General features: G+C 43.4%; 8 protein-coding genes and 1 tRNA gene. 2 read left to right on the forward strand and 7 right to left on the reverse strand.

Translation table 11 applies throughout. From position 1 onward, the window contains the following. Positions 1 to 69: 69 nt before the first annotated feature. From mobB to K1F36_RS16305, 5 genes are all read right to left on the reverse strand, one after another. On the reverse strand, positions 70 to 1,092 hold the full coding sequence (gene mobB, locus K1F36_RS16285) for a MobB family relaxase (RefSeq protein WP_220114780.1): 1,023 nt from the start codon (positions 1,090 to 1,092) through the stop codon (positions 70 to 72). 5 nt (positions 1,093 to 1,097) lie between these two features. After that, complete coding sequence (locus K1F36_RS16290; RefSeq protein ID WP_220114781.1) at positions 1,098 to 1,682, reverse strand: BfmA/BtgA family mobilization protein; 585 nt, start codon at positions 1,680 to 1,682, stop codon at positions 1,098 to 1,100. Positions 1,683 to 1,945: 263 nt separating this feature from the next. Beyond that, positions 1,946 to 3,181 carry a site-specific integrase gene (locus tag K1F36_RS16295; RefSeq protein ID WP_220114782.1) on the reverse strand — a complete coding sequence of 412 codons (1,236 nt, stop codon included), beginning with the start codon at positions 3,179 to 3,181 and terminating at the stop codon, positions 1,946 to 1,948. Between the two features lie 217 nt (positions 3,182 to 3,398). Continuing rightward, positions 3,399 to 3,472: transfer RNA gene (locus K1F36_RS16300), tRNA-Pro, on the reverse strand. Positions 3,473 to 3,586: 114 nt separating this feature from the next. Continuing rightward, positions 3,587 to 11,791, reverse strand: coding sequence for a T9SS type B sorting domain-containing protein (locus tag K1F36_RS16305; RefSeq protein ID WP_258539120.1), 8,205 nt, complete (start codon positions 11,789 to 11,791; stop codon positions 3,587 to 3,589). Positions 11,792 to 12,054: 263 nt separating this feature from the next. Here K1F36_RS16305 and K1F36_RS16310 point away from each other — a divergent pair, with 263 nt between their 5' ends. Then, positions 12,055 to 13,173, forward strand: a complete 1,119-nt coding sequence (locus K1F36_RS16310) for a PQQ-dependent sugar dehydrogenase (protein ID WP_220114784.1) — start codon at positions 12,055 to 12,057, stop codon at positions 13,171 to 13,173. A 5-nt stretch (positions 13,174 to 13,178) separates the two neighbouring features. Here the strand turns inward: K1F36_RS16310 and murQ are convergent, their stop codons facing one another. Next, positions 13,179 to 13,997: an N-acetylmuramic acid 6-phosphate etherase gene (gene murQ / locus K1F36_RS16315; RefSeq protein WP_220114785.1), complete on the reverse strand. Its 819-nt coding sequence runs from the start codon at positions 13,995 to 13,997 to the stop codon at positions 13,179 to 13,181. 4 nt (positions 13,998 to 14,001) lie between these two features. Then, positions 14,002 to 14,751, reverse strand: coding sequence for a DeoR/GlpR family DNA-binding transcription regulator (locus K1F36_RS16320; RefSeq protein ID WP_220114786.1), 750 nt, complete (start codon positions 14,749 to 14,751; stop codon positions 14,002 to 14,004). Positions 14,752 to 14,931: 180 nt separating this feature from the next. On the opposite strand from K1F36_RS16320, the gene nagB reads away from it, so the two are divergent. Then, positions 14,932 to 16,839, forward strand: a complete 1,908-nt coding sequence (gene nagB, locus K1F36_RS16325) for a glucosamine-6-phosphate deaminase (RefSeq protein ID WP_220114787.1) — start codon at positions 14,932 to 14,934, stop codon at positions 16,837 to 16,839. Positions 16,840 to 16,842: the final 3 nt, after the last annotated feature.

A 16,842-nucleotide genomic window follows, 5' to 3' on the forward strand; every position in this document is an offset into this window, starting at 1 on the left:
TACTTCTAATCTTTTTCAGACAGAGTTCAGTTTACAGTCTCTCATAAGTCGCAACCTACTTCTTGGATTTCAGTAGCCCATGTCCTCACCTGCACCTCTGGCCTTATCAATGCCCCTTCCAAGGGCTTTGATGATCTTGGCTGCCATTTGCACTTTATTGGTCGGTATACTGGGTGCCTTTAAACCCATCGTTTTTAGCAGTTTGAAGGCCATTTCCTTTTCCTTGGTGGGCAATCCCATGACCTTGGCAAAGAACTTCCCCGGTTCCTTGGCATGAGCCTTTCTCCCAACATAGGATTCCACATAGTTCCTCTTGAACCCCGTCGTCCTGTCAAAGGTCTTTTCTGCTGCTTGGTAAAAGCTGTCCCTATCAAATCCCCTCTTGATGGTTTTTCCATTCAGTTCCACTTCGGATGCCTTGTGCTTGGCCATAGGGGAAAGTGTATAGGTGTTCGTCATGTCCCTTCTACTGACTATGATATGGATATGGGTCTGTGGCCCTTCTTTTTGCATCCCTGCGGCCACTAGCTGTCCGTTCTGTTTGTGCGGGGCCAATCTTTCTTGCTCTTTGATTCTTTTTTCAAGCTCATTGACATTCCCAATGGATTCGCCCCGTTCCACCTTCCGTATCTCGTTCCTGAGCCGTGCTATCCTCCTTCGATAAGGAGCATTCTCCTGCACCTGTTTGTCAAAGCCCCGATAGGTGCGTTCATGTTCTATCTTGGCATAATATTTCAGGTTCTCGGCCTTGACCTCTTGGTTGCGATGGAAACTCTTGGCATAATCCTCCATAAGTTTCCTTGTGTATTCCCTTAACAGGTTTGGGTCCTTTCCGATGGCATTCAATTCCCTTTTATTTGGACTGACCACTATGGAATAGAACTTTGGGTCTTTCTGCCTTAGTTTTGCCGTATTGGCATCTATTTCATCAATGACCGTTTGAGGGCTTACGCTGTCGTTTTCTTGGTCAAAGAATGCCTGCCTGTGTTCAGGCAATCTATCTTGGTTCTCCTTTTCCAGGTAGTCCACATAATTCCCCACACTGGAGTTATAGGTACTGCCCGTTTTCTGTGCTGAGATGGTAAGGTACATGGCTGTTATCTTAAATGGTGCTTTAATTTCTCAAACTCCTCGATGTCCACATTAATCTTGAGATAGGGTTTGCCCATAATAGGCTGCACCTTTTCAACGCTGTTGAGGATTTCATTGCAACGCTTTTTATAGCCTTCAAATTCACGGAGTATTCTCTCGTGCTCCACTTTTGGAACGGTGTTCCTAGGCTCCAAAAAGTCCATTCGCTCTTCCTGAATCTTGACGGGTTCACGTTTAGGCTTCCTCCCATCCTTTACATAGGCCTCATAAAGTATCAACATCATTTCATAGGTGGGCCGGATACTGGTCTTTTCCATATTCTTGATAATGGCGATGAGCCTATCAAATTTTTTCATCATCTGACGCTCCAATTTTTTGATACCATCAAGGATGATCTTTGTTCCCTCCCCAAAAGGGTCAAGGTTGTTCTCCTTAAAGTATTGTATCATTCCATCCAACACCTCACTATGCGATTTGCCGAACCTTTTGGAATAGCTCCGAAAACGAGTGGCCGTTTCCTTCTTTACGGTAATATTGGAATAACCACCGGTTCCTTTTTTTGTTCTACCGTTTGTAGATTGCTTTTCCATAGGTGCGATTTTGTTTTTTAGTGAATTTGCGTCAATTTTTTCGTCAAAAATTTCCAGTGTTTACAGGGCTTCCCAAAGGGTTTACTGTAGATTTTGGAAAAGTCTACTGTAGCCCCTGTTTTTGCACAATGTTCCAAAATCCATTCAATCAACTGGTTTTCAACTTGTTGAAGACCCGAAAACAACCGTGATGGCGCAATCTGCGCATCACCCTCTTGCTATTCCCTACGTCCCGCAAGCGGGACCGAATGAATACAGCCTTATCATCCTTCGGCTGCTTTTTTGGTCTGCATATGTTCTATCAGATTTTGCATGTCCTCCCCTATCTTATGTTCCAGAACCCTGGCATAGATTTGGGTAGTGGACAGTTTGGTATGACCGAGCATTTTTGAAACGGTTTCTATAGGGACTCCATTGGACAAGGTTACCGTTGTTGCAAAAGTGTGCCTGGCCGAATGAAAGGTTATGGTTTTGTAAATACCACAGGCCTTGGCAATTTCCTTTAAATATTTGTTTGTCTTCTGGTTGGAGAGTACAGGGAGCACTTTGGTATCAGTCTCTGGACTGTCCCAATACTTTTCAATGATTTCCTTTGCTTTGGGCAATAGGGGCAGTTTTACACTTTCCGATGTCTTTTCCCTTTTTGTATAAATCCATTGGTTTCCATCAATACCAAGTACCAGTTGGTTCTTTTCAAGTTCCCGGACATCGATATAGGATAGGCCGGTATAACAGGCGAAAAGAAAACTATCCTTGACCTTTTCATAGCCTGCCCCAGTGAAGTCCGTTTCTTCAATGAGCCTAAGTTCCCTTTCCGTAAGGTAACTTCGTTCGGTTTTATGAAACCTGAGCTTATAGTTAATGAAAGGGTCTTTGTCCAACCATTCCAACTTAACGCCCAGCTTGATCATTTTCATCAAACGCTCTAAGTGTTTCATAGCCCCATTATTGGTACATTTCTTTCCCTTTTGGAGTTGTGGGCCGTTCAATAGATAGTGTTCAAAATCGGTAATGAACTTATAGTTCAATTGTTTCAATCGGATGTCGGGGAGTTTGTATTTGGTTTCCAAAAAACGAAGGAGATACTTTTTGGTCCCATAATAGTTCTTCATCGTTCCGGGGCGAAGCACACTCTTTTGTGTCTTGTTATGATACTCGATAAGTTCAAGCAAGGTATTATGTTGCTCGTCCTGTCCCAAATAACGGGCCTTAATGGCCTGTGCCGTGATTACCTTTTCTTCCCGCAACAATACCTTGTGGGTGTCCATAATTGCAGCATAGACCTCATCAAGGTAGCTGTTCAATAAACGGGCCTTGTGGGTCAGACCATGGAGCCTTCCCTTGTTTTCGTCCCATTCATTCACCGAAACATAGCGTTTCAGACTGATTTCTGCCCTCTTCCCATTGACGGTGATACGGGCATAAATGGTCAACTTTTGGGGATTATTTGAAATGTCCCGCGTGAAGAGAAGTACTTTTAAAGTGTTGGAATTGCGCATAATACATAACTTTTGGGTTTGACAAAACAGGTTTGCAAAACACCCATGAACAGCGTCAAACGCTATCTAAATTATGCACAATGAACGTACCGAACCATTCACCGAACTCTACACCTTTTATATGGTTTTAAATGAATTCAATTGAATGCAATAAAAACAAAAAGCACTGTCAATCAGTCAGTTGACAGTGCTTTGATACCACCTATTTAGTGGTTCGTCGGGATGACTGGATTCGAACCAGCGACCACACGCACCCCATGCGTGTACGCTACCAGACTGCGCCACATCCCGAAAAGGGATTGCAAAAATATAAATTTTGGTGATACTATCACCCAGCACAACTAAAACTTTTTTGGTGCTAAGTTAGTCCTTGTTGAAGTCATTTTTCAAGAACAGGACCTCCACTTACTCCCTATATAGTGTAAAGTGGCCTACAAAGCGTTGTTTTTCAGTGTCGTTTGCATTTACCACGTACCAGTAGTCTCCTGTTGGAAGAGGTTTTCCATCATAGTTTCCGTCCCATTTTTTCACCTGGTCCAAATGTGCAACCACTCTACCATAGCGGTCATAGATAATCACATCTATATGTGGGAAGTATTCACGGTTCCCGGGATACCAATAGTCGTTCATGTTATCACCGTCAGGAGTAAAGAAATTGGGCATTTCCGGCATTCCTTCAAAATTAAATGGCATTACAAGAGTGGCCTCACAACCATTTTGGTCACGCACCATAATGGTGATATTAGAATCTTGTATGATATTAAAGACATTCTCTTCACCAAAAGATTCTCCTTGGAAGAAGTACTCATAACCTCCAAAACCCCCAGTTGCAATAGCCGTGACTTCATCAGGACCTGTTTTGGTCGCTTCCAAAGTCAGTGGCTCATAAGCTTCAACTTCAAACTCAACAAAGGTTACACATCCGTTAGCATGATAAATGTAAACGGTGTGCCCTCCCGCTGGTAAATCACCAAAAATCCGCTGATTGGTAGCCATCTGTATGTCATCCACATCCAAAGAGAACAATAGATTTGACAATTGGGAACCATCCGCAATATTTATGGTGACCGTACTATTTGGGAATATACCCTCACAACCATACTCCACAACCGGTTCGGCAACAATATCCACACCTATTCCAATTTCAGCAATCACATTGGTCTGGCAACCATTGGCGTCACGAACAAAAACCACATAGGATTCACCCCCTTGAAGGTTATCGAAGAACAGACTATCATTTTGTACAAAGTCTGCATCGTCCGCAGAATTTACACTTGTATAATAGGGTCCCGTTCCTCCGGTAACTTCAAGAATCATGCTACCGTCTCCATCTCCCATACAGGTTTCCGGGGTAGTTTCCACAACTCCAGCCAAAAGTTCCATAGGCTGTGTAATCTCTACCGTTCTGGTAATGGTACAACCTAAATCATCCTGAATAATGATGTCATAGGTTCTCGGAGCCAAATCATTGAAGGTTTTCCTATTTGGATTGGCTGGGTCATCACCTTCGAAGAATTCACTTAACGTATCGGAGATGGAATATCTTATCTGACCTGTTCCCCCACTTGCTTCAATAATAATCTGTCCGTTCATATCCCCTGCACACAATACAGGCACAGCTTCCAAATAATCCAACACCAATGGGTCTTTTGGTTCAATATCAATCGGGGTCGACATCACTTCACATCCACCACTCTGAGCATATACAAAGTATGTTCCGGGGTTAAGTTCCCTGAATATCCCTGAATCCTGGGTCGGGCGTACAATAGATGAAGCCGTCACAGGCAGCGTGTTGGAGTTGACCAAGGTATAGGTATAATTTCCAATCCCACCAAAAGCTTCGGAACGAATGATTCCCGTGGCTTCACCTGCACAGTTGATGGTTGCATTGGTCAAATCTAGGTTGATGACCAATGGTGCAGCAGGGTCCAAAGAAACTAAGTTGGATGTTTCATAAGGACACCCATTGTCGTTTTGTACTTCGTATTGGAATGGACCTGCATCAGTACTAATATCCGCAGAAATTTGAACACTTGTCACACCTGCTCCGAAATCAACAAATACATCACTTGTTCCCGCTCTTCGGTAAGAATAATTGACTCCCGGTTCTGGATTGGTCACTCTAAGTTCCATTAAACCTAGATTCCCACAACCAGGCGGTTGAAGCTCCCTCAATTCAGCAACCACTATTTCCGGATCTAAAATGGTTATCTCATCTGTTTGGGCGCTACAGTTCCAGCCATCAAAAATGGTAATCCTGTAGACCCCTTCGGACAAATTACCAAAACGAGGGGTAGTCTGTAAACCACTATTGGTACCGTCCGTAATTCTGTTTAATTGATATAGATAGTTTCCGGGTCCTTGACCACCTGCTTCGTTATAAGCCTCAATTATGGCATCGTTATCATTGTTACAGGCCAACGGACTCACAATACGAATATCCGCTGTAATATCTATTGGAGGTGGCAAGAATAAGTTTCCGCTAGATTCACAGCCTTCTATGTCTCTGACATTTACCGTATAGGTGTCGGTTGATAGATTTTCGAATACTGGATTGGTGTTTGGATAATCTACCACAATGGTTCCATCGGAAGCAACCAATTGGTATTCGTAGGTTCCCCATCCTCCATCTCCTGAAGCTGTGATCTCTCCCAAACCAGGCACATTACAGGTAACCGGGGAAGTTTGCAATAAGTCAACGGTGAGCCCCCTATCCGGAGATCGTACCGTGGTAACATTGCTGACGGTATCACAATATGGTGAATCCAAAGCTTCTATACGCACTACCAAGTTGCCTGCAGGAACATTTTCAATACGCTCTGGAGTGTTGATAGGTGAATTGGTATCGAAAGTACCGGTTATGCCCGTAGAAGTCTCTACCCCAGAATTATCTCGGGTGAACACTTCATAATTATATTGACCATTATAATTATTGATATCCAAACTGATGACGCCATCCGAACCATTGAAACACATTACCGGTTCCACTTCGGCGATAACAGCTTCAATAGTATTATACTCTGGCATATTGACGGTAGCCGTCAAATAAGTACATCCGCCACTTCCCACATCGGTAACCGCAAAAATGTAGTTGCCGGGCGTAGCAATATCCCAAGTGACCCTATCACTTCCTCCTGAACTACGGGCAGGTTCGGAGCCCAAGGGCAGTATCTGCACTTCATAATCTCCAGGACCCTCGTTTACTATGATATCAATGGAACCTGCGCTTACGCCACTTCCTGATGCATCACAGGTAATCGGATTCACATTGTAGCTGAAAGTAATATCTGTAGGAGTGTTGATGTTTACCGTATCGGTAATTTCACATCCGTTTTGATCCCTTGCGGCAAGGACAATGGTCTGATTGGTTCCATTATCGATTACTTCAAAAGTGTTGCTTGTTTGAAAATTGGTTCCATCAAATTGTGGGGTTCCATCATTCATACTGTACGTGAACGACCCCGACCCGGTAGCCGCTCCTGTTCCGTCACCATTGGTATCGGTGTATATTGTGATGGTTGCCGTACTAAATTGGTTGCTCGATGGATTACAACTGAACTCGGTATTGACCGCATTAATCTGAACTTGCGTAGGTTCGTCTATTATGATATCCCCTGAACGATCGGTACATCCCCTATCGGAAACTACCTCAACTTGATAGGTTCCTTGTGGTAAATTATCAAAAAGATTGGTTAATTGCGGTCCTGCCACAATTGTTGATGTTGAACCTTGGTACAATACATAGTTTATCGGGGTATCGGTAGCGGTTAACGGGTCCAATTCCACAGAAATGGTTCCATCATCAGCTCCAAAACAGGTGATATCGCTTTTTGGTGTGGCGGTAATAGCAGGTGTATCCACTGTGGAGACAATCACCTCAGCTTCATCGGAACATAAAGGACTTGTATTTGAATCCAAATCCGTCACCAAGATATTGTAATCCCCGGGATCTACATTATTGAACACATTATTGGATTGAGGCAGCCCTATATCCGTTAGTGTAGCGGCATCCCTTAATTGATACCTAAAATTACCACTACCCCCCGTGGTATTCACGGTAATTACACCATCACCCGCATTACAAGTGGGATACGATGTTGCATCTGCTGAAATCGCGAAGAAATCAAATACCTCTGCTGTTACCGTGTTCGTACATCCGTTCCCGTCCCTTACGGTGATCACATAGCTTCCCGGATTAGGAACAACAAATGACGTACTTGATTGGAAACCGCTTCCAAGATCATATTGAAAAGTATTTTCTGGCTCCGGACCCGTTGTAAGTGGAGAAACAATATTGATTTGATACCCACTTGTGGCGGTACATTGATTTACCACGTCGATTACGGGGTCGGGAACGCCTGCTTCTTGGGTCACTGTAAGTGTGGTCATGGCGGTACAGCCATTGGCATCCTGTGCATAAAAATCGTAAGCTGCAGGGTATGGTCCTGGAACTTCAAAAGTAGTTTCCGATGTAAATGTGGATGGTGCTGCACCTCCATTTGGCACATAGGCATAACTGTATGGTTCCGTGCTTCCAAAGCCTCTTACCGTAACCAAAGCTCCTGCATTACAGGTAGCTTCCACAAAATTGTCGATGGCTATGGAGACGGAACTGATATCGATGAAAGCTAAAGTACTTCCACTACATCCGTTGGTGTCGTCGGTAACAATGATTTGATAGTTTCCGGGAGCCAACCCTGTTACCGTTCCATTGTACGGTATGGTTTCACCAGTAAATGTATCTGTTGAAACGGTTGCCCCAGTATCCGTATTCTCGACGGTCACGGTAAAATTGCCCGGTGCCGAAATTCCAGAGACCTCATAGTCAATGGAACCGCTGCCCGCTACGTTACACGAAGCCGCCAATGATGTTGCGGTTACCGCAACAGGGTTAGTTGGACCGATGGGGTCAATTTCTTCAATATAGGTACAGCCGTTAGCATCCCTTACCTCTACAAAATAAGTGACTCCTGGAACCACTTGACCGGTTACATCAAAAATATCGTTGTTAGGGCCCTCTCCAAGTGTCCATGTCGGGTCTCCCACAAGTCTAAATTCATAAGGGTCGGTCCCCCCACTGGCCTGAACACGATATGGGAATGAAGTATCAGAACATATGGTTGGTTCTGCATTAATAGGTGTCAAATCCAATTGATTTTGGTCGATAACCACCTGAACGCGGTCCTCGCACCCAAGAGCATTGGTTACTACCACGGTATAGTTCCCTAGTGGTAGGTTAGGAAAATTCACAGTTGTATTTGTGGTTCCTGTAGATGAACTTACGGTTCCACCAAATTCATCTACCAACACATAATCATAAGGTGCTGCACCACCAGAAGCTATATTCGCTTCAATAGATCCATAAACTTGATTAAATATTGATGAGCAAACGGCATCCGTAGGCGTGGCTGTGACTTCCAATGGGGCACTGGAACCTATGGTTACATCGTATATCGGGCTGATACATCCTCTGCTATCGCGAATTACAAAACCGGTATGTGTTCCCGCTCCATATCCTGAAAATATGTTCTGGCTGCCAAAGGTTGTCCCTCCATCATTACTGTATTCATAGGGAGGGATTCCTTGGGTGGTATCCGGAATCAATTCCACAATACCACTTGTATCATCCCCACATTGTGTGTCTGTTCCCACCACACTACCTGCAATGGTCTCAGGTGGCGAAATTGTCACGGTATTGGTTTCCGTGGTACAGCCTCGTGCATCGGTAATAGTAAATTGAAAGGTAGTATCAGAAATAATAGAACCATCATTCGGAATACTGTACACAAAGGAATTTCCTGTAATGTTGTTATTATCCGTAGTATATGGAGCACCGTTGATGCTCACTTCATAAGTACCATAATCGCCTGATGAGGTGTATCCATTGCTAATGTTTACCTGTATTTGACCAGGAGGTCCTGCACAATCCAGCTCTTGAATAGTTGTGGCACTCGCCATTAATTGAGGTTCGATAGTGGCGGTTATAGTATCCCTACAATCGTTGGCGTCCACCACCTCAATGGTATAGGTTCCTGGTGTAAGGCCCGCAAAACTATTGCTTGCCCCCAATACACCATTGTTGATTCGATATTGGTAAGGTGCCAATCCGCCCGAAGCATTTACCACAAGGGTAGCTGCTGTAAAGTTGTCATAACAAAAATCAGAAGCTCCCATATCCAATGTAAGGGTCGGAGCATCCAAACGAGTCAATGTAAAACTATCGGTAACGGTACATCCGTTGGCATCGGTCACACTAACTTGATAGGTTCCTTCTTGTGAAAGATTGGAGAAGGTACTCCCGTTCTTTGGTCCTCTTGTGGAACCATCGGGCTGGGTCAACGTATATCGATTACCTCCCCATCCCCCAACGGTATTAACCCGTACAGCACCTGTATTTGCATTTTGGCAGCTCATTGCAGTAACATCCAAACCGGAGATACTGAAAGCTGTGGATGGTTCTTCTATCACCAATGTGGCCGTATCGGTACAATTGGTTTCTTCATCGGTCACCGAAATCACGTAGCTTCCGGCAGCCAACCCTGTCAATGCTATAATGCTATTGGTTTGACTTGTGGAAACCGGTCCGCCATCAATACTATAACTATAAGTAGAGTTGAATCCATCTACCAGAAACCTTCCCTCTCCGTCGGAATCGCCAACGCAGGTAACCACTCGGGTCTGTTGGCCCTGCACTCCTATAGAACTGATATCGGTAATGGCATAGTTTTCTTCATAAGAACACCCCTCATCATCGGTCACCCTAAAAGTATAAGTTCCTAATCCCAAACCTGCAAACGTATTATTGTTCCCATTGTTTACGGCACTGGCTGATGGAGATATAATTTCATAGGTATAAGTGCCCGAACCACCCGTTACGCTCAAATCCAAAGAGGCCGTAGTGGTGATACAATCCAAGCTGGAGATACTGAAATCAATATCCGTTGGCTTGTTCAAGGTGTTAAAAGGAATATCCGGTAAGGTTTGCACACATCCGTTTGCATCTCGAACCATGGGGGTATACGTTCCCACACCCAAATTTGGAAACACATTGTTGCTTCCAAAACCGGCTCCAATACTATATTCATATGGTGCCGTTCCCCCGGAAACTCCAGAAATGGTTATTTGTCCTCCATTTTCATCGGTACAATCCGGGAAACTATCTGGTACAGCCGATGCCAATATGGTAGATGGCGTTCCTATAGTTACTGTTTGGGGCGTGGTTGTACAGGTAAAAGAATCTTGCTCATACCTCAGCACCAAATCGTAAGTACCCGGTGCCAAGTTTGAAAACACATTGCTTATCTGAAAACTACTTCCATTATTAATGCTGTACGTAATTTCATAACCGAATCCGCTGGTTACGTTTACGGTTACCCTACCGTCGTTGGCGCCACCACAATTGGCATCTTCTTCCGTAAAATTGAATACTGGTGGCGGAATATTTTCAACATCTACAGCAGCAGTCCGTTGACATCCGTTCGCATCTTCAACCAAAATATTGTAGGTTCCAGCAGTTGAAACGGAAAAGCTTGATGTACTGGAATAAGTTGCACCAAAGGGCCCTCCATCCACACTAAATCGATAAGGTGCGGTACCTCCGGCGGTAGACACATTAACATTTACAGATGTTGCGCCGCATCCAAAACTGTCGGATGCAGTAGCTGAAACCGCCAATGGGCTTATTCCTCCTCCTATTACGATTGGGTCGCCATCAATATCGGTAGTAACCATTTCAGAACAGTTATTGGTTTCTACACGAATGTTGTAAGTGCCGGGACTTACATTGGCAAAAGTATAAGTATCTGAACCGTTGGGACCAAAAGTGTCCACGGTAACACCGTTTTTCACCAATCTATAAGTATAAAAACCAGGAACTCCCGACACGGCCACGTCTATGCTCCCCAATTCTCCGCTACATAAAATATCATGCGTAGTAACATCTACATTGATATCCAAATCTTCAACCCTCAACATATTTGATGGAAAAACGCAGGCGGTTTCGGAAACATTTTTCAATCGAACATAAACACGATAATCCCCAGGGGCCGTAATATCAAAAAACGGGTCATCTTGGTAAGGCCCTGCTTGACTGTTCAAACTGTATTCGTAACCTGCGGGAACATTCGTAACCTCCACTCTTCCCGGGCTCCCACAAACGATATCTTCCTTGATAAGTTGAGGATTCAACGGGTTAAGTGTTGATTTGAAGTAATAATATTGACCAGAATTTACTCGTACTCGAAATTCCCCTGCAGTGGCCAGGTTAAAGGTAGCTCCAGTACCAACTGTATTCCATGTACAGGCATTATTAATAGTAGGACAATCTTCCACCACAGTAGGTGCACAACTATTTGGATCTAATTGCTGCCATTGGTAAGAACTCCCCGACTGACTTAGCGTAAGTGTTCTAGTATCGCTAGTACCGCACAAAAAGAACTTGGCCACCGTGCTCCCATCATTGGGGCAGGTAACCTCTTGATTGGCACCATTGATTATGGTAGCAAACATTACGGTCGTTGCGAACAGCTCTCTTTCTTCGTTGGACGCATTTTTTGAGGTTGCATCTAGATTCTTTTCTTGGGTATCGGCCTCTGTTGTTTTGGAAACCATATTTACTATAGCCCGAGCAACATGAGTTTTTGCTAATACTGTAGAACCGAAGATTGAAATGAACACCAACAACACGGCATATAATAAATGCCTTGTTTTTTGTGGGAGCATAGGTTAAGTCTTGTTAAGAAGAATATTCAGATTTGGGATCTCAACACTCTTTAATAGTAATTTTCTGTTCTTATAAAATTTCTCTTTATCTTTTCTGGAACGACATAAAAAATGCCGTTTATCCATAAAATCTGTTATTTCAACGTAAAATTATGCAAAATAGTCTCTTATTTCCCATTTTTTTCGTTGTACTGCTAGGTACATCGTGCGCACAAACCCGTGACAAAGACATCAATACGCCAAAAACCCTTGATTTTACTAAGGAATTGGTAGTTGATGGTATTCAGAACGGATGGGGTATGGTTTTCTTGCCCGATGGTGCTATTTTAACATCCGACAAATCCGGACGGCTACTTTTATATAAATCTGACATAACCGTGGAAATTGAAAATCCTCCAAAAGTTTACAATAGAGGACAAGGCGGTTTAATGGATATTGAACTACATCCAAACTACGGTAAAAATGGATGGATATATTTCTCCTATGCCTCAACCGAAGGTGATGATAAGGGAGGCCATACAGCCATAATGAGGGCGAAATTAGCCAATACCAAGCTGGTAGACATTCAGCAACTTTACAAAGCAAGCCCCAACTCAACCAGAGGACAACACTTTGGATCAAGAATTGAATTTGACCAAAAGGGATACCTGTACTTTTCCATTGGAGAAAGAGGCAACAGAGATGTGAATCCACAAGATATTACCCGGGATGGCGGTAAAATTTATCGGTTACATGATGATGGCAGCATTCCCAAAGACAATCCGTTTGTTAATGAAAAAGGTGCAAAACAGGCCATATGGAGCTATGGACACCGAAATCCTCAGGGCCTGGCATTGCATCCGGAAACAGGGGTCTTGTGGGAACACGAGCATGGTCCAAGGGGCGGGTATGAAATTAATATTATTCAAAAAGGAAAAAATTACGGGTGGCCCGTTGTTACTTACGGTATCAACTATAGTGGTACAAAAATCACCGATGAAACCTCCAAACCGGGCATGGAACAACCATTATATCAATGGACGCCTTCCATTGCCCCATCTGGAATGACATTCGTTACATCGGATAAGTATCCAAAATGGAAAGGCAGCTTACTGGTCGGCTCTTTGGCATTTCAATATTTGGAACGATTAGAACTAAAGAACGACAAAATAATATACCGGGAAAAGCTACTGGATGGCATAGGAAGGGTCCGCAATGTGCGCCAAGCCCCAGACGGTTTTATCTACGTTAGCGTAGAGGGCCAAGGCATTTATCGTTTGGTTCCTAAATAAATGGGTTACTTTTTGAGTGCGTCTACCGCTAACTTCACCGAGCCATATTTCATTAACGCTTTTTCAGCATCTTTATAATCAAGACCAAGCTCCTCCATAATATAGCGGGTTCCTCTATCCACTAATTTGGTGTTGCTAAGTTGCATATTCACCATTTTATTTCCTTTTACCCTACCTACTCGAATCATAAGGGCTGTGGAAATCATGTTGAGCACCAATTTTTGGCTGGTACCACTTTTCATGCGGGTGCTACCGGTCAAGAACTCGGGCCCCACGTTCACTTCAATGGGAATATCGGTGGATTGAGCCAATGGTGAACCCGGATTGTTGGTAATTCCCACTGTTAAAATTCCATGGGCTTTGGCGTCAGCAACCCCGCCAAGAACATAAGGAGTGGTGCCAGAAGCAGCGATACCCACCAGAACATCATTTTCATTGATACTGTATTCCTGGAGGTCTTTCCAAGCTTGTGCCGTGTCATCTTCTGCATTTTCCACTGCTTTGCGAATAGCTTGGTCCCCTCCTGCAATAAGTCCAACCACCTTATCGTAGGGCATTCCGAAGGTTGGCGGAATCTCAGAGGCATCAAGTATCCCAAGTCTTCCACTTGTACCTGCACCAATATAAAATAGCCTGCCCCCTTTTTCAAAACGTTTGGCCATTTCATCAACCACTTTTGCCACTTGAGGGAGCACCAACTCAACAGCATCCGCTATTTTCTTGTCTTCATTGTTGATATTGGTCACGATATCCAAAGTATCCATTTCATCCAATCGATCATAATTGGATGGTTCCTCAGTAATCTTGATATGTTTCTCTACCACTACTTTATAGTATTTGTATGTTCAAATTTTTGAATGCCTCTAATTTTGCGTCCCAAGGATCCAGTTCTGTAATCATTACATCAACCTCCTCTACCCCACATATTTTATAACGCTGCAGGGAGCCTATTTTTTCTGAAATACATGGAGAAACCACTTTTCTGGAACTATGGATCATCGCCTTTTTCATTTGGACAATCTCCCAATCAAATTCTGTTAAACCTTCCGTAGGATGAATGGAGTTGGTCCCCAAAAAACAAATATCAACCTTTATTTCAGACAGCATATTAATGGCACTACCTCCAATTGTTATCTGGGAATCCTTAGATAAACGACCTCCAATAAAAATAACCTCTATGTTGCTTTTTCCCAATAACTGCACCGCAATGGGCAGGCTTGGAGTAAAACAGGTCAGCTTCATTTTTGGCGGCAATTTTCTGGCCAATTCCAAATTGGTCGTACCCCCGCTCAACAAAATAACCTGTCCATCTTTAATCAAACTCAAGGCTTTCTCCGCAATCTGGGACTTTTTATCCAAAGAATAAATCTTCTTGCCGGTCGGATTATAATTATTAAACCCTAAGGAAACCGCCCCACCGTGAACCTTTTTCAACTGCTTGGCACTATGTAATTCTTTGATATCCCTACGTATGGTATCGACCGAGACATTAAGCTGATCAGCTACGTCGGTCAAAAGAATCCTATTATGGATTCCCACCTCGTTGAGTATAAACTGTTGCCTTTCTTCCTTTAACATATAGTGGGTTAAAGTTAAATAAATATTAAAGCTCCGAACAAGAACAGCAAAATACAGCAAAAAATTGCAGAATTCAATGACTTATTATCAAAAATAGCAGTTAGTTGCATTATTTGCAGTTTTTTGCATATATTTGGAATTAACTTTTCAGCATTTTGCTAGAACATTATAAATTTTCTTATGTACCAGCCTTATCAGGAAGAATTAAGATTTGAAAAAATCCACACTATTATTCATGGGGATTCAGATGAAGCTTCGTTGTCAGTTGCCAACGAAATTGCAAGCTTAATCAAGCAAAAACAAGAACAGGGAACCAAAGCTGTTTTAGGTTTGGCAACAGGCTCCACGCCTGTAAAGGTTTATGATTACTTGGTCCAATTCCATAAAGAAGGAAGACTGAGCTTCAAAAATGTGATCACTTTTAACTTGGACGAGTACTTTCCAATGGAACCCGACTCCATCCACAGTTATGTACGATTTATGAACGAACACTTGTTCGATCATATTGACATAGAGCCACACAACATCCATATTCCCGATGGAAACCTTTCCATGGAGGAAGTGAGAAAGTACTGTGAGGACTACGAAGAAAAAATCAAGAATGTTGGTGGCATCGATATTCAGGTGTTGGGTATCGGTAGAACCGGACACATTGGTTTTAACGAACCGGGTTCTACCTTGAGCAGCAAAACTCGTTTGATTCGTTTGGACAGGGTAACACGATTGGATGCCGCAAGCGACTTTTTTGGCGAAGAGAACGTTCCCAAGAGAGCCATCACCATGGGGGTAGGAACTATTATGAATGCCCGCAAAATCATTTTGATGGCCTGGGGCGAAGGTAAGTCCAATATTATCCAGCAAGCAGTTGAAGGAGAAATCAAAGAATCCGTACCTGCAACATTCCTTCAGCATCATGAAAATTGTGATTTTGTTTTGGATGAAGCCGCCGCTTCTTCATTAACAAGAATCAAAACACCTTGGTTGGCAACGGAATGTGATTGGAATGAAAAGCTCATCAAGACCGCCACTATTTGGTTATCAGAAAAACTGAACAAAGCAATCCTTAAATTGACCAACGAGGATTACAATGAATACGGCATGGGTAATTTAATTGCTGAAATAGGCTCGGCCGAACAAATCAACCTTCAGGTTTTCAATCAATTACAACACACAATAACAGGTTGGCCAGGAGGTAAACCCAATGCAGACGATAGTCAAAGACCCGAAAGAGCTCAGCCTCACCCGAAAACCTCGTTGATTTTTAGTCCTCACCCCGATGATGACGTCATTTCCATGGGAGGAACTTTACTAAGGTTGGTAGACCAAGGACACGATGTACACGTGGCTTATCAAACCTCGGGGAACATTGCCGTGTTTGATGACGAAGTAATCCGCTTCTTGGATTTTGCCACGGACATCCAAAAAGAAAACAAAGAACTTAGAAAGAAATTTAAAGAAGTTCGCGAATTTTTGGCCAATAAAAAGCCTGGGGAGCTTGACAGTCCAGAAGTACAGCAATTCAAGGGACTCATTAGAAAAGGAGAAGCATTGGCCGCTTGTAGGTACTGTGGCGTACCAGAAGATAACGCGCACTTTCAAAATCTTCCTTTCTACGAAACGGGTGCGGTTAGAAAAAAACCTCTTTCGGATGAAGATGTTCAAATAACCTATGACCTCTTGAACAAGCTTAAACCGCATCAAATTTTTGCCGCAGGAGATTTATCCGACCCGCATGGAACGCACAGAGTATGTCTTCAAATCATATTCAAAGCGCTGGAAAGATTAAAAGAAGATAGAGTGGAGTGGATCAGGAACTGCTACGTATGGTTGTACCGCGGAGCTTGGCAGGAATGGGACATCGCCGATATGGAAATGGCCGTGCCGATAGGGCCAAAGGATATGTCCAGAAAAATCAACGCTATTTTTAAGCACCAGTCACAAAAAGACAGTGCCATGTTCCCTGGAAACGATGAAAGGGAGTTCTGGCAACGTGCAGAACAAAGAAATAAAGAAACAGCCAACCGATATAACTCGCTCGGTATGGCAGAGTATGAAGCCATGGAAGGCTTTGTGCGCTATCATTTTTAAACT

It is taken from the genome of Flagellimonas abyssi (assembly GCF_019457905.1).
GTDB lineage: Bacteria > Bacteroidota > Bacteroidia > Flavobacteriales > Flavobacteriaceae > Flagellimonas > Flagellimonas abyssi.

What these genes read in the sequence shown, in the direction of transcription:
- nagB (WP_220114787.1), top strand. Translation starts at nt 14,932, where the DNA reads ATGTACCAGCCTTATCAGGAAGAATTAAGATTTGAAAAAATCCACACT.
- K1F36_RS16320 (WP_220114786.1), bottom strand. Translation starts at nt 14,751, where the DNA reads ATGTTAAAGGAAGAAAGGCAACAGTTTATACTCAACGAGGTGGGAATC.
- K1F36_RS16295 (WP_220114782.1), bottom strand. Translation starts at nt 3,181, where the DNA reads ATGCGCAATTCCAACACTTTAAAAGTACTTCTCTTCACGCGGGACATT.
- mobB (WP_220114780.1), bottom strand. Translation starts at nt 1,092, where the DNA reads ATGTACCTTACCATCTCAGCACAGAAAACGGGCAGTACCTATAACTCC.
- K1F36_RS16310 (WP_220114784.1), top strand. Translation starts at nt 12,055, where the DNA reads ATGCAAAATAGTCTCTTATTTCCCATTTTTTTCGTTGTACTGCTAGGT.
- K1F36_RS16305 (WP_258539120.1), bottom strand. Translation starts at nt 11,791, where the DNA reads ATGGTTTCCAAAACAACAGAGGCCGATACCCAAGAAAAGAATCTAGAT.
- K1F36_RS16290 (WP_220114781.1), bottom strand. Translation starts at nt 1,682, where the DNA reads ATGGAAAAGCAATCTACAAACGGTAGAACAAAAAAAGGAACCGGTGGT.